The organism is Micromonospora tarapacensis (genome assembly GCF_019697375.1).
In the GTDB taxonomy this organism is placed as follows: Bacteria; Actinomycetota; Actinomycetes; order Mycobacteriales; family Micromonosporaceae; genus Micromonospora; species Micromonospora tarapacensis.
Map to the genome: position 1 here is coordinate 5189370 of NZ_JAHCDI010000004.1, position 14506 is coordinate 5203875.

General features: G+C 71.2%; 11 protein-coding genes, 1 tRNA gene and 1 pseudogene. 9 read left to right on the forward strand and 4 right to left on the reverse strand.

Features of this window, described 5'->3' with window-relative positions; genetic code table 11:
* Positions 1-13 precede the first annotated feature (13 nt).
* On the forward strand, positions 14-418 hold the full coding sequence (locus tag KIF24_RS29900; protein ID WP_221086874.1) for a hypothetical protein: 405 nt from the start codon (positions 14-16) through the stop codon (positions 416-418).
* Here KIF24_RS29900 and KIF24_RS29905 read toward each other — a convergent pair.
* Positions 386-985, reverse strand: a complete 600-nt coding sequence (locus KIF24_RS29905) for a hypothetical protein (RefSeq protein WP_221086875.1) — start codon at positions 983-985, stop codon at positions 386-388. The two genes, KIF24_RS29900 and KIF24_RS29905, sit on opposite strands and share 33 nt — an antisense overlap.
* Positions 986-1205: 220 nt before the next feature.
* Between KIF24_RS29905 and KIF24_RS29910 the strand changes: the two genes are divergently transcribed.
* Positions 1206-3065: a S8 family peptidase gene (locus KIF24_RS29910; RefSeq protein WP_221086876.1), complete on the forward strand. Its 1860-nt coding sequence runs from the start codon at positions 1206-1208 to the stop codon at positions 3063-3065.
* A 54-nt stretch (positions 3066-3119) separates the two neighbouring features.
* On the opposite strand, the gene KIF24_RS29915 is transcribed toward KIF24_RS29910, so the two are convergent.
* The 3 genes from KIF24_RS29915 to KIF24_RS29925 form a co-directional block, all read right to left on the reverse strand.
* Positions 3120-3917, reverse strand: coding sequence for a WecB/TagA/CpsF family glycosyltransferase (locus KIF24_RS29915; protein WP_221086877.1), 798 nt, complete (start codon positions 3915-3917; stop codon positions 3120-3122).
* Entirely contained in the window at positions 3914-5029 is a 1116-nt protein-coding gene (locus KIF24_RS29920) for an NAD-dependent epimerase/dehydratase family protein (RefSeq protein WP_221086878.1), read from the reverse strand. Before KIF24_RS29920 ends, KIF24_RS29915 begins: the two co-directional genes overlap by 4 nt.
* 64 nt (positions 5030-5093) lie before the next feature.
* A tRNA-Leu gene (locus KIF24_RS29925) sits at positions 5094-5179 on the reverse strand.
* A 225-nt stretch (positions 5180-5404) separates the two neighbouring features.
* On the opposite strand from KIF24_RS29925, the gene KIF24_RS29930 reads away from it, so the two are divergent.
* From KIF24_RS29930 to pknB, 7 genes and pseudogenes are all read left to right on the forward strand, one after another.
* Positions 5405-6214, forward strand: a complete 810-nt coding sequence (locus KIF24_RS29930) for an FhaA domain-containing protein (RefSeq protein ID WP_221086879.1) — start codon at positions 5405-5407, stop codon at positions 6212-6214.
* 6 nt (positions 6215-6220) lie between these two features.
* Positions 6221-6709, forward strand: a complete 489-nt coding sequence (locus KIF24_RS29935) for an FHA domain-containing protein FhaB/FipA (protein ID WP_221086880.1) — start codon at positions 6221-6223, stop codon at positions 6707-6709.
* Positions 6706-8185: pseudogene (locus KIF24_RS29940) on the forward strand (protein phosphatase 2C domain-containing protein). Before KIF24_RS29935 ends, KIF24_RS29940 begins: the two are co-directional and overlap by 4 nt.
* A 26-nt stretch (positions 8186-8211) precedes the next feature.
* Complete coding sequence (locus KIF24_RS29945; RefSeq protein WP_221086881.1) at positions 8212-9702, forward strand: FtsW/RodA/SpoVE family cell cycle protein; 1491 nt, start codon at positions 8212-8214, stop codon at positions 9700-9702.
* Positions 9699-11204 (forward strand): peptidoglycan D,D-transpeptidase FtsI family protein, encoded by a 1506-nt coding sequence (locus tag KIF24_RS29950; RefSeq protein ID WP_221086882.1) that lies wholly within the window; start codon positions 9699-9701, stop codon positions 11202-11204. Before KIF24_RS29945 ends, KIF24_RS29950 begins: the two co-directional genes overlap by 4 nt.
* A 1-nt stretch (position 11205) precedes the next feature.
* A complete protein-coding gene (locus KIF24_RS29955; RefSeq protein ID WP_221086883.1) occupies positions 11206-12600 on the forward strand; it encodes a serine/threonine-protein kinase in 1395 nt (464 codons plus the stop codon).
* On the forward strand, positions 12597-14369 hold the full coding sequence (gene pknB, locus KIF24_RS29960) for a Stk1 family PASTA domain-containing Ser/Thr kinase (RefSeq protein ID WP_221086884.1): 1773 nt from the start codon (positions 12597-12599) through the stop codon (positions 14367-14369). The genes KIF24_RS29955 and pknB overlap by 4 nt, the downstream gene beginning before the upstream one ends.
* The last annotated feature ends 137 nt before the right edge of the window (positions 14370-14506 follow it).

Consider the following 14506-nt stretch of genomic DNA (forward strand, 5'->3'; position numbering starts at 1 on the left):
GCAGGCGAGACGGATGACGAGTATCGGGTCGGAGAACCTCACCAACGGGCCGGGAAAGCCGGAAAGGTTCGGCGGCAAGTACCGCGGCGCCCGGCGGGACACGGTGTTGACCGAGGTGGTGTCGCCGGACAGTGAACCTGCCGGCCGGGAAGCCGCGACGGCGACCGAGCCGCCCTCGTCGCCGCTCACCCTGCCGTCGCTGGACCCGAACCCACTCACCGAGCCGTCCTTCCCGGCCACCGGATGGTCGACGGTGGACGACGGCTCGCTTGTGGACCATCCGCTGCTGCGTGGCCTGCTGATGGAGTTGCCGCCGAAGGGCAGCGTGCCGCCACCCGGGTGGTTGGACCGCTGGTTCGAGGCGACCCGGGCGATCCTGGAACTGTTATACGTGCAGGGCGCCGGCCGGGCGCGCTGACGCCGCCCGCTGCGGCAAGGCCCGTTCGGCGAGCCGGTTGTGACGCAGCGCGTGGCGTACGCCGATCGCCGTGACGCCCAGCGCACCGATGGTGATCGCGGGGCCGGTCACGCCGGGCCCGACGAACTCGCCGGCGCCGCTCGCCACGATCAGGGCCGGCAGCAGGGCCAGGCCGGTCACCTGCAACGGCAGCCCGATCAGCGGGTGGGCGGCGGCGGCACGCAGTCCGTGTGGGGTCGGCGTCCGGGGCGTGGCGGCCAGGGCGGTCGCGCCGGCCCGCAGCCGCCGCAGTCGGCGCACCGTCCAGATCGCCACCGCCAGGGCCGGGGCGGCGGTGAGGGCGAGCCCGCCGGCGGCCCGGTCCACCGGGGTCGCACCGACGGTGGCCAGCCCGGCGATCGGCAGAGCCACCGTGAGGCCGAGCCCGGTCAGGGTCAGCGCGAGCAGCCAACCGGCGTGCCGGCGCAGGTCGCGGGCATGGGCCATGCGGGGCAACCCGTCCGCGAGATAGCCGGCGGTCCACCAGACGGTGGCGACCGGAAGCAGGAGGGCGAGGTGGTTCTGCATGGTCATCAGCCTGGCCCGATTTCCGGCCCGGCGAATCCGGGCCCGCCCCCCGTTCGTCCCGTACCCGCCCCCGTAGGGGGACCATCTCGTCGATGTTATGAGGGATCCGACATGTTTATCTGTCCGCACGCGTACAACTACTCTCAGCTCGATTGGCATTCATCGATCAACCTGCCACGAGCAGGTGGACGGTCGATGCCGGTCGGAGGGAGGTAGGAAGATGGGTCTTCCACACAGGTCCGTACTCGTCGGTCTGGCCACGCTGGCCATGGTGGCGGCGGCCACGCCCGCCATGGCGGCCGAGCCGGTCGGCACCGTCCGAAGCGCCGACGCGGCAACCGCCGTCGACGGCAGCTACATCGTCGTTTTCAAGAACAGCGAGGTCAGCCGCGGTGCTGTCGGCTCCTCGGTGGACCGCCTGCTGCGCCGGCACGGCGGTGCCACGGCCCGCACGTACAACTCGGCCGTCCGTGGCGCCGAGCTGCGCGTCAGCGCCCGAGCCGCCGCGCGGATCGCGGCGGACCCCGCCGTCGCGTACGTCGAGCAGAACCAGGTCGTCTCCATCGCCGGCACCCAGACGAACCCCCCGTCCTGGGGGCTGGACCGGATCGACCAGCGGAACCTGCCGCTGGACAACTCGTACACGTACCCCAACACGGCCACGAACGTGACGTCGTACGTCATCGACACCGGCATCCGGACCACCCACTCGGACTTCGGCGGCCGGGCCACCTGGGGCACCAACACGGTCGACTCCAACAACACCGACTGCAACGGCCACGGCACGCACGTCGCCGGCACCGTGGGTGGCTCGGCGTACGGCGTGGCCAAGGCCACCCGCCTGGTGGCGGTCAAGGTGCTGAACTGCTCGGGCAGCGGCACCACCGCCGGCGTCATCGCCGGTGTCGACTGGGTGACCGCGAACGCGGTCAAGCCGGCCGCGGCCAACATGAGCCTCGGCGGCGGGGCCAGCAGTGCGCTCGACAACGCGGTCACCAACTCGATCAACTCCGGCGTGTCGTACGCGCTGGCCGCCGGCAACAGCAGCGCCAACGCCTGCAACACCTCGCCGGCCCGGACCCCGGCGGCGATCACGGTCGGCGCGACCACCAGCACGGACGCACGGGCCTCGTACTCCAACTACGGCACCTGCCTGGACATCTTCGCGCCGGGCTCGTCGATCACCTCGGCCTGGCACACGAGCAACACCGCGACGAACACCATCAACGGCACCTCGATGGCCTCGCCGCACGTGGCCGGTGCCGCCGCCCTGGTGCTCTCGACCAATCCCTCGTGGAGCCCGCAGCAGGTGCGCGACTACCTGGTCAACAACGCCACCAACAACGTGGTGACCAACCCGGGCAGCGGATCACCCAACAAGTTGCTCTACGTGGTCAACGGCAGCACCCCGCCGCCGGTCAACGACTTCTCGGTCTCGGTGTCGCCGACCGCCGGCTCCACCGCGCCCGCCGGCTCGGTGACCGCGACCGTCGCCACCGCCACCACCAACGGCTCGGCCCAGTCGGTCAGCCTCTCGGCCAGCGGCCTGCCGTCCGGGGCGACCGCCTCGTTCAGCCCGGCCACGGTCACCTCGGGCGGGTCGTCGACGCTGACCATCGGCACCTCGGCCAGCACCCCGGCCGGCACGTACCCGGTGACCGTGACGGGCACCGCCGCCTCGGGCACCAGAAGCGCGACGTACTCGCTGACGGTGACTGGCAGCGGCGGCGGTGGCTGCTCCGGGACCAACGGCACCGACGTGGCGATCCCGGACGCGGGTTCGGCCGTGACCAGCTCGATCACGATCTCCGGCTGCAACCGGAACGCCTCGTCGGCGTCGACCGTCGCGGTGAACATCGTGCACACCTACCGTGGCGACCTGGTCATCGACCTGCTCGCCCCGGACGGCTCGTCCTACCGGCTGAAGAACAGCAGCATCTTCGACGGCACGGACAACGTGAACGCCACGTACACGGTGAACCTCTCCAGCGAAACGGCGAACGGCACCTGGCGCCTGCGGGTGCGCGACGTCTACCGCGCTGACACCGGCTACCTCAACACCTGGACGCTCACCCTCTGACGTCCGCACGGCAACGGGCCCCGGCTTCCCGCCGGGGCCCGTTCGCCGTTTCGGTCAGACCGCGAACTCGGTCGGCCGTTCGTTGGCCGGCGCGGGCGGCCGGGCCTTCCACAGCCCGGACTTCTGGGCGAACAGCCGGCTCAGGTACGCGGGGTTGAGGATCACGTAGCGCCGCCACAGCCGTTTCGGCTCCAGGCCGAGCCGCCAGAACCATTCCAGCCCGGCGCGCTGCATCCACGCCGGCGGCTGAGGCAGCAGCCCGGCGTGGTAGTCGAAGGCTGCACCGACCGCCATCAACGGCATGTCCAGCAACGGGCGCATCGCGTACGCGAAGACCTCCTGGCGCGGGCAGCCCAGCCCGACCAGGACCAGCCGGGCGCCGCTGGACCTGATCCGGTCGGCGATCTGCACGTCCTCACCCGGCTGCACCCGGCGGAACTTGGACGCCTCCACCCCGGCGATCTTGAGAGCGGGAAACATCTCCTCCAGCGCCGGGATCAGCCGGGCGAGGGTCTCCTCGGTCGAGCCGTACAGATAGACCGGCAGGCCCTCGTCGGCGAAACGGGAGAGCACGTGCAGGGTCAGCGTCGGCCCGTAGACGCGGTCGGTGAGCCCGGCGCCGTGCAGGAGGTTCAGCGCCCAGCGCACCGGCTGGCCGTCCGGGGTGACCACGTCGAAGGAGTTGAGTCGGGCGTTGTGCGCCCGGTCCAGCACACCGGTCATCACGCCGTGCACCGCCAGCGCGGTAAGTGCCAGCGGGCGGCGCTCCTGCGCGGCGGCGACGACCCGCTCGGTGGCTTCCGGGTAGTCGGTGGCGTCCACCAGGACGCCCAGCACGTTCCGCTTCCTCATGACCCCGGCACCCACTTGTCCACGTTGGCCTCGTAGATCTCCCGCATGATCATTGGTACGTCGTAGACCTGCTTCCAGTCCGGGTAGTCGGCCTGGAACGCCTCGTTGGAGCCGATCCACCACTTGTGGTCGCCGATCCGGTTGGCCTCGACGTACTCGGAGATCATCTCCTGGCCGGTGATCCGTTCGGCCTCGGCGAACGCCTCGCGCATGGAGGTGTTCGAATGCCGGCCGCCACCGAGGTTGTAGACGGCTGCCGAACGCGGGTTGCGGAAGAACGCCTCGAACGCGGAGACCACGTCCGAACTGTGGATGGCGTCCCGCACCTGCTTGCCCTGGTACCCGTAGATCTTGTACTTCCGGCGCTCCATGTTGGCCCGCATCAGGTACCCGAGGAAGCCGTGCAGCTCGGTCGCGGAGTGCGCCGGGCCGGTCAACGTCCCGCCTCGGAAGCAGGCCGTGCGCATGCCGAAGTAGCGGCCGTACTCCTGCACCATCACGTCCGCCGCGACCTTCGACGCGCCGAAGATCGAGTGCAGGCAGGCGTCGATCGACATGTCCTCGCGGATGCCCTGCTCGTACGGGTGGCCCGGCTCGATCTCCCAGCGGGTCTCCAGCTCGATCAGGGGCAGGCTGTTCGGGCGGTCACCGTAGACCTTGTTGGTCGAGCAGTGCACGACAGGCGCGTCGACGCAGTGTTCCCGGACGTTCTGCAGGACGTTCAGGGTGCCGACGGCGTTCACGTCGAAGTCGGTGAACGGGTCGCGGACCGCCCAGTCGTGCGAGGGCTGCGCGGCTGTGTGGATCACCACTGCCACGTCCCGGCCGTACCGCCCGAACAGCGCGCCGAGCGCCACCCGGTCCCGGATGTCGATGCTGTGGTGCGAGTAGGCGTCACCCAGCTCGTCGGTCAGCCGGCGGACGTTCCACGCGGTGGACGCCTCCGCGCCGAAGAACTCCTGCCGCATGTCGTTGTCGATGCCGACGACGTCGAGACCGAGGCCGGCGAAGTGCCGGACCGCCTCGGAGCCGATCAGCCCGCCCGACCCGGTCACGAATGCGACACTCACATGCCACTCCTGGTGCGTCGAAGGCAGAAACCATCGGAGCATAGCGTGACATCCGGCACGCCTCGATACGGAGCAAGGGCCCCGCACAATGCGGAGCCCTCGGCTGTGGTGGGGAAGGGGGGAGTTGAACCCCCACGCCCTTTCGGGCACACGGACCTGAACCGTGCGCGTCTGCCATTCCGCCACTTCCCCGTGGCCTGACCTCGGACGACAATGCCCCGCCGACGCCGCTGTCGCCAGCGGGCCTCGGTCAGGTCACGTTGCCCTGGTCGTCGCCGCGAATGGCATTCACTGCTCGCAGCGGTTACCGTTCGTGGCGGTCGAAAGAGTAGCACGACAATCCGGAGCCGTCCGAACGGGCCGTGGCCTGCCGGGCGAGCGGCGTGTGAGCTGCGTGCGCTCTGGGCGGATACCATCATGTCCTCGGGACCCGAGGAGGAGCCGGTGAGCGTGCTGCAACGCTTCGAGAAGCGTCTGGAAGGCCTGGTAGAAGGGGCCTTCGCCAAGGTCTTCAAGGGGGTGGTACACCCCGTGGAGATCCTCAACGCCATGCAGCGGGAGGCCGAGGCGCACAAGGCCATCCTTGCTGGTGGGCGTACGTTGGTGCCCAACCGCTACGTGATCGATCTCTCGCCGTACGACCACAGTCGGCTGGCGCCGTACGCCGCCGCGCTGGCCCAGGAACTGGCCCAGTCGCAGGCGGAGTTCATCGGCGAGCAGGCGTGGACGGTCTACGGAGATGTGATCGTCGAGATCGAGCGCGGTGAAGGACTGGACACCGGGATGTTCCGGGTCACCGCCGAGGTCTACACCGGTGGCGACGTCGCCCCGGTCTCCGCGCCCGGCTACGACGCCGGGCCGCCCGGTTACGACGCCGGCCCGCCCGGATATCCGTCCTACGACCAGGGCGGCGGCTACGGCCCACCGCAGGGTCACGGCGGCGGGCGCAACGTGCGGCTCGTCTCCGGTGACGGCCGCACCTACCCGTTGCAGATGGGCTCGACCGTGATCGGCCGCGGCGACCAGGCCAACCTGCGCCTGCCGGACGTCGGCATCTCCCGGCGACACGCCCGGCTGGACTTCGACGGTGGGCAGGTCGTGCTGACCGACCTCGGTTCGACCAACGGCACCATGGTCAACGGCCAACGGGTCTCCGCCGTGGCGTTGAACCCCGGTGACATGGTCCAGCTCGGCACAACCACCCTGACCTTCCGCGTGGACGGCTGACCCGCCTTGCCGGAACTCGTCATCACCGTCGCCCGGTTCGGATTCCTCGTCCTGCTGTGGATCTTCGTGTTCACCGTGGTCGGCGTCATCCGCCGGGACCTCTTCGCGGGGGCCCGCTCGGGCCGGCTGGTGGCCGCGCCCCGGGCGGTGGGCGCGTCGACCGGCCAGGCGGCGGCGAAACCGGCAAAGGCGAAGCGGGGCCGGGCGGCCCACCAGTTGGTGGTGACCGCGGGCCAGTTGGCCGGCACGCGGATCACGTTGGGTGAGGCTCAGATAACCATCGGTCGGGCCGAGGACTCCACCCTCGTCATCACCGACGACTACGCCTCGGCGCGACACGCCCGACTCGTCCCGCGGGACGGGCAATGGTTCGTCGAGGACCTCGGCTCGACTAACGGGACGTACCTCGATCGCGCTAAGGTCACCGGACCGACCCCCGTCCCCCTCGGCGTGCCGATCCGAATCGGGCGCACCTCTCTCGAATTACGGCCATGACTCTGACCCTGCGCTACGCGGCCCACAGCGACCGCGGTCTGATCCGAGACGGTAACCAGGATTCCGTCTACGCCGGACCGCGGCTACTCGCCGTTGCCGACGGCATGGGCGGCATGGCCGCCGGTGACGTCGCCAGCAACATCGTCATCGGTGCCATGGCGCCGCTGGACGAGGACGTCCCCGGTGACGCCCTGGTCGATGCGCTCCGCTCCGCCGTGGGCACCGCCAATCAGCAGCTCCGCGAGACCGTGGAGGCCAACCCGCAGTTGGAGGGGATGGGCACCACGCTGACCGCGACCCTCTTCTCCGGCAGCAAGCTGGGCATGGTCCACATCGGCGACTCGCGGGCCTATCTCCTGCGTGACGGAGAGTTCGCGCAGGTCACCAAGGACGACACCTACGTCCAGATGCTCGTCGACGAGGGCCGGATCAGCCCGGAGGAGGCGAGCAGTCACCCCCAGCGCTCGCTGCTCACCCGGGCCCTGGACGGCCGCGACATCGACCCGGAGTACTCGGTCCGGCAGGTCCTGCCGGGCGACCGTTACCTGATCTGCTCCGATGGTCTGTCCGGGGTGGTCAGCGCCGAGACCATCGCCGAGACGCTGCGGGAGTACGCCGACCCGCAGCAGTGCGTCGAGCGGCTCGTCCAACTCGCCCTGCGCGGCGGCGGCCCGGACAACATCACGGTGATCATCGCCGACGCCACCGACCGCGACATCGTCGAGGCCGCGCCGATCGTCGGCGGGGCGGCGGCCCGGGACCGGGGCATGGCCACCTCGGCGGACGTCTCCACCCCGGCCGCCCGCGCCTCGGCCCTCTCCGCCCCCGACCCGCCACCCCGGACGAGTCCGCCGCGAACGCCGACGACGAGCCGGAGGCCCGCCGCCGCCCGCTGCGTGCGCTCGCGATGGCGACCGCCCTCATCGTGATCGTCGGCGGCGGGGTGTTCGCCGGGTGGAGCTACACCCAGCGGCAGTACTACGTCGGTGCGACGGAGAACGGTCAGGTGGCCGTGTTCCGCGGGATCCAGGGCCAGATCGCCGGCATGGATCTCTCCAGCGTGCACTCGGAGAGCACCGCCGAGCTGGACGACCTCACCCTCGCCGCACAGGAACAGGTCAAACAGGGCATCCCGGCCCGGAGTGAACCGGACGCGGAACGGCGGCTGGCCGAGCTGACGATGGACAGCCCGACCAACGTCAACCTCAAGCCGCTCTGCCCACTCACGCCGAGCCCGGCCCCCACGGCGGACCTGCCCTCCCCGACCCCGAGTGCGCTGGCCGGTTCGCCGAGCCCAGCCGGTTCGCCGAGTCCGGGGGCAGTGCCCCGGCCTCACCGGCGGGCGGATCCGCGGCCCCGTCGACCGCCACGCCCGACGGCACATCCGCGACCGCACCGGCCAGCACGCCCGACGCCCCGCCCACCGAAGCCTTCTCGCCGACGGTCGACCCGGCGGCCTGCCGGTCGCCCGAATAGGCACCGGCACCGACCCGAGGACGATCGTGACCGCAGCGGCCACCCCGGCATCCTCGCCCGCGACCGCGGGCGAGCGACCCGGCGTACGCATGGCCCGGTCCCGCCGCAACGCCGAACTGTCGCTGCTGTTCCTCGCGATGGCCCTGGTGGCCGCGTACGGTGCGATGGTCGAGGCGAAGGTGCTCGACACGGTCACCCCGGGATTCTGGGTGCCGGCCGCCGCGCTCACCGCGGTGTTCCTCGGCATGCACCTGGTGATCAGGTTCCTCGCGCCGTTCGCCGATCCGGCCCTGCTGCCGGCGGTGGCCCTGCTCAACGGCCTCGGGGTGGGCTTCCTGCGCCGGCTCGACCTGGCCCGGGCGACCCCCGAGGAGCGGGCCGACCTGACCATCTTCGCCGGCATCGGTGGCCGGCAGTTGGCCTGGACGCTGATCTCGGTGATTCTCGCCGCCACCCTGCTGGCCGTGATGCGTGACCACCGGTCGGTCTCCCGGTACGCGTACACCCTGGGGTTGGCGGGCATCGTGCTGGTCATGCTGCCGGCGGTGCTGCCGGCCAGCATCTCCGAGATCAACGGCGCGAAGCTCTGGGTACGCATCGGCAGCTTCTCCATCCAGCCCGGCGAGTTCGCCAAGCTCGCCCTGCTGGTCTTCTTCGCCTACTACCTGGTGCGCAAGCGTGAGGTGCTGTCGCTGGCGAGCCACCGGTTCCTCGGCATCGACTTTCCGCGCGGGCGCGACCTCGGCCCGGTGCTCGTGGTCTGGGTGATCAGTCTGCTGGTCCTCGTCTTCGAGAAGGACCTGGGCACCTCGCTGCTCTACTTCGGCATGTTCGTGGCCACGGTCTACATCGCCACCGAACGGGTCAGCTGGCTACTCATCGGTCTGGTTCTCTTCTTCGGTGGCGCCTACCTCGCGTACGTGCTCGGCGAGGCGGTGGGCGGGCCGTTCGCGAACTTCTACCTGCGGGCGCAGATCTGGCTGGATCCGTTCGCCCAGCCGTACGACGACGGCTACCAGCTGGTGCAGGGGCTGCTCGCGTTGGGCACCGGCGGGTTGTTCGGCGCCGGGCCAGGCGGTGGCCAGCCGCTGCTGCTGCCCGAGGTGCAGAACGACTTCATCTTCGCCGGCATCGGCGAGGAGATCGGCCTGTTCGGCCTCTCCGCGCTGCTGGTGATCTACCTGCTGATCGTCGAGCGGGGACTGCGGGCCGCGCTGGCGGTGCGGGACTCGTTCGGCAAGCTGCTCGCCGGCGGGCTGGCGTTCACCCTCGCGTTGCAGGTTTTCGTGATCGTCGGCGGGATCAGCAAGCTCATCCCGCTCACCGGTCAGACCACGCCGTTCCTCTCCGCCGGTGGCTCCTCGCTGATGGCGAACTGGCTGCTCATCGCGGTGCTGCTGCGGGTATCCGACGCCGGCCGGCGCCCGGTCAACGGCGTCGGCGGCAAGGTGAACCGCCCCTCCGGCGGCCCGCCCGAGCAGTTGCACGGTGCACCCACGGAGGTGATCAAGCCGTGAACGCACCCCTGCGGCGAGTCGGTATCGTCGTCATCGTCCTGTTCGGCCTGCTCTTCGCGAACCTGAACTGGATCCAGGCCTACAAGGCCGACGAGTACCGCACCAGCGACTACAACGGCCGCGTCCAGGTCGCCAAGTACGACCGCAAGCGCGGCAACATCGAGGCCGGCGGCACCGCCCTGGCGGTCAGCAAGGAGACCGACGGCGAGCTGAAGTACCTGCGCACCTACCCGGGCGGTGCGAAGTACGCCCACGTGCTCGGCTACGAGCCGGTCAACGGCACCGCCACCGGCCTGGAGCGCGTCGAGAACGACTTCCTCGCCGGCACCAGCGACCAGCTCATCGTCAACCGGCTGCGGGACATGGTCACCGGCGACCGCACCGCCGGCGGCAACGTGCTGCTCACCCTCTCCCGGCAGGCCCAGGACACCGCGTACGACGAGTTGCGCAACAACAACGTCGGGGCGACCAAGGGTGCGGCGATCGCCATCGACCCGAGTACCGGGGCGGTGCAGGCGCTGGTCTCCATGCCCAGCTTCGACCCGAACCCGCTGGCCAGCCACGACACCAACGAGGCGACCTCGGCGTACAACGAGCTCGAACAGGCCGCCGGACGGCCGCTGCGCAACCGGGCGCTCGCCGAGGTGTTGCCCCCCGGCTCCACCTTCAAGATCGTGGTGGCCGCCGCCGCGCTGGAGAACGGCATCGGAAAGGAGACCCAGATCCCGGCCGGTTCGAGCTACACCCCGCCCACCTCCGGCGAACCGATCCGCAACGCCGCGCCGTCGATCTGCCCCCAGGCCCAGGTCACCCTGATGACCGCGGTCACCGACTCCTGCAACACCGGGTTCGCCAAGCTCGGCGTGCAGCTCGGGCCGGACGTGATCAAGGAGAAGTCCCGGCAGTTCGGGTTCGAGCAGGAGGATCTGACCGTCGGCCGGCTCGGCGAGGGCGGTCTGGGGGTGGAGGCCAGCCGGACCGGCAGCATGGAGAACCCGGACGGCGGTGTGGACCCGGCGGCGCTGGCCCAGTCCTCCATCGGGCAACGCGACGTGCGGATGACCCCGTTGCAGGGCGCCATGATCGCCGCGGCGGTGGCCCACAACGGCAGCCAGATGCGGCCGTACCTGGTGCGCCAGCTGCTGGCACCGGACCGCACCACCGTCTACGACACCGCGGACCCGCGCGAGCTGCGCCGGCCGGTCAGCGGCCAGGTCGCCGCCGACCTGCGGGACATGATGGTCAGCGTGGTCGAGAACGGCACCGGGCGCAACGCGCGGATCAACGGCTACACCGTCGGCGGCAAGACCGGCACCGCACAGTCCGCGCCCGACCGGCCCGACCACGGCTGGTTCATCGGCTTCGCGCTCGACTCCAACGGCAACGCGGTCTCGGCCGTCTGCGTCGTCCTGGAGGAGGCCGGCAGCGGCGGCAGCGCCGAGGCCGCCCGGATCGCCGGCCGGATCATGCGGGCCGCCATCGCCCAGCCCGGGGGGCGCTGACATGCTCAGTCCCGGGGTGCAGCTCGGCAACCGCTACCGCCTCGACGAGCGGATCGCCAGCGGCGGCATGGGTGACGTCTGGCGCGGCACCGACCAGGTGCTCGGGCGTACGGTGGCGGTCAAGAGCCTGCTGCCGGCGTTGCTGGACGAGCCGGGGTTCGCCGAGCGGTTCCGGGGCGAGGCCCGCACCATGGCGACGATCAACCATCCGGGCGTGGTCGACGTCTACGACTTCGGCAACGACCAGCAGATCGCCTTCCTGGTGATGGAGTACGTCGAGGGCGACGCGCTGTCGGCCACGCTGAGCCGGGTCGGCCGGCTCACCCCGGCACGGACGATGGCGTTGGTGGCGCAGGCCGCCGAGGCACTGCACGCCGCCCACGTGAAGGGCATCGTGCACCGGGACGTGAAGCCCGGCAACCTGCTGGTGCGACCCAACGGCACGCTGGTGCTCACCGACTTCGGCATCGCCCGTTCCGACCTCGTTGGCCAGCTCACCGCGGCCGGCTCGGTGCTCGGCACCGCGTCGTACATCTCGCCCGAGCAGGCCACCGGCCAGGTTGCCTCGCCCGCCTCCGACGTCTACGCCCTCGGTGTGGTCGCGTACCAGTGCCTCGCCGGGCGGCGGCCCTTCGAGGGCGACAACCCCCTCGACATCGCGATGCGGCACGTCCGGGAGGCCCCCAGGCCGCTGCCGTCCGACATCCCGCCCCAGGTCCGCGCGCTGGTGGAGCGGGCGTTGGCCAAGGATCCGAAGGACCGCTGGCCGAGTGCCGCGGCGCTGGCCGGGGTGGCGCGACAGTTGAAGACGGCGCTGTCCCGGCAGGCGCGGGCCGCCGGCCCGGCCGCCCCGATCTCGGCGGCGCCCGCCTCGCCGGCGCCGGGCCGCGCGCAGGTGCCGGCGCCGCAGCCGCCGCGCCCACCGGTGGCGCCACACTCCCCGGCCGTGCCGTACTCCCCGGCGGCGGGGCATCGGCCGCCGGTGACCCACCAGCAGAGCCGCCCGCCGGTGGCGCAGCCGCCGCGACCGACCACGGTCGCGCCGGCCGCCCGACCGGCGGCGGGCTATCCGCGCGGGGCGGTCAACGGGCCACCGGGATACGCCCCGCAGCCCGGCCAGTCACGGCCGGTGCCTCGACGGTCACGTTCCGGAATGGCGTTCCTGGCGATCCTGCTGGGCGCACTGGTCCTTCTCTGTTCCGGCGTGATTTCCTACCAACTGCGGAACAACACCGGCGCCGGTGCGCCGGGCGGTCCTTCCGTGCGAGCGGTGACGTCCGACGCGCTGCGGCACGACGGACGAGACGATCCAGCCGGTACGGCGTACCGTCGACTGGATCGGCCCCGACCGGGCGGCGACGCGACGACGACGAGCGAAGGACGACAAACGCGATGACAGCGCAGGCCCGCCTGCTCGGTGGCAGGTACCAGGTCGGCGAGCTGCTCGGCTATGGCGGAATGGCCGAGGTGCATCGCGGTCGTGACCTGCGACTCGGCCGGGACGTCGCGATCAAGATGCTCCGGGCCGACCTGGCCCGGGACGCCACCTTCCAGATGCGCTTCCGGCGGGAGGCGCAGAACGCCGCCTCGCTCAACCACCCGGCCATCGTCGCCGTCTACGACACCGGTGAGGAGCAGGCGCCGACCGGCGAGACCCTTCCGTTCATCGTGATGGAGTTCGTGAACGGGCGGACCTTGAAGGAGGTCCTGGGCGCCGAGGGTCGGTTGCAGCCCCGCCGAGCGCTGGAGATCTGTGCCGACATCGGCGCCGCGCTGGATTTCAGCCACCGGCACGGCATCATCCACCGCGACATCAAGCCCGGCAACGTGATGCTCACCCAGACCGGCCAGGTCAAGGTGATGGACTTCGGCATCGCGCGGGCCCTGGCCAGCGGTGCCACCACGATGACGCAGACCAGCGCGGTCATCGGCACCGCCCAATATCTGTCCCCCGAGCAGGCCCGCGGCGAGGCGGTCGACGCCCGCTCCGACGTGTACGCCGCCGGCTGTGTGCTCTTCGAGCTGCTCTGCGGGCATCCACCGTTCGTCGGCGACAGTCCGGTCAGCGTCGCGTACCAGCACGTCCGGGAGGCCCCGCCGACGCCGAGCGACCTCAACCCGGACGTCAACCCCGCGGTCGACGCGATCGTGCTCAAGGCGCTGTCGAAGAACCCGCTCAACCGCTACCAGAGCGCCGGCGAGATGCGGGCGGATCTGCTCCGCGCGGCGGCCGGCCGGCCGGTGCTGGCGACCCCGGTGATGCGCGAGGACGAGACCGTGGCGATGGCCGCGGCCGGCGGCGCGGGCTACCCGTCCGCGGGGGGGACGCAGACCCGGCAGATCCCGGCCCGGGTGGGCGACCCGCGCCAGCGCAAGGCTTCGTCCTGGCTGATCGCGATGTTCGCCGCGCTCGGCGTGCTCGCGGTGATCGCCCTGGTCGCCGCCCTGCTGCTGAACGAGCAGCCACCCGAGGACGCTCCGGTGCCGACGGTCACCGGGCTGAGCCAGGACGCCGCGTTCGCCCAGATCGAGCGGGACGGCTTCACACCCGCGCTCGGCGATCCGGTCTTCACCTCGGACTGCCGCGAGGGCACGGTGACCAACCAGACCCCGGCCGCCGGGGAGCGGGCCGAGCCGAACAGCGCGGTGACCGTGCAGGTCTGCGGCGGCAAGCCCAAGGTGACCATCCCGACCGGCCTGGTCGGCAGCACCCGGGAGAGCGCCGAGACCCGCCTCGATGAACTCAAGCTCACCGTCGAGGTCGAAGAGAAGGACAGCGGGGAGCCGGCGGGTCAGGTGCTGGAGGTCAACCCGCCCTCCGGCGAGAAGGTGGCGGAGGGCAGCGAGGTCACCCTCACCGTCTCCCGTGGCAATGTCGTGGCCGTGCCGGACGTGGAGGGCCTCACCGAGGCGGACGCGAAGCGGCAACTGGACAGCGCCGGCTTCGAGGCCGTTGTGGAGATCGGCCCCGAGGTGCCCGCGAACGAGGCCGGCCGGGTGGTGGACCAGAACCCGAACGCCGACACTCCGCGCACCAAGGGCAGCAAGGTGACGATCGTCGTGTCGGTCGAGGAGCCGGAGGAAGAACCGGATCCGTCGACCCAGACGCCGCCGCCGACCGGAGACCCGACGACCCCGCCGCCCGACGGCGATGACGACGGCTGAAGCGGCGGCGGGGATGTCCTGCCGTCCTTCCCCCCGTTCCGCCTTTCCGGCGAGTGACCCACCGATTTCCGCGGCAGGAGGCCCAGCGGTGAATGGCGGGGTGCCGGCCGCCGTGACCTCACCCGTGACGGACGCCC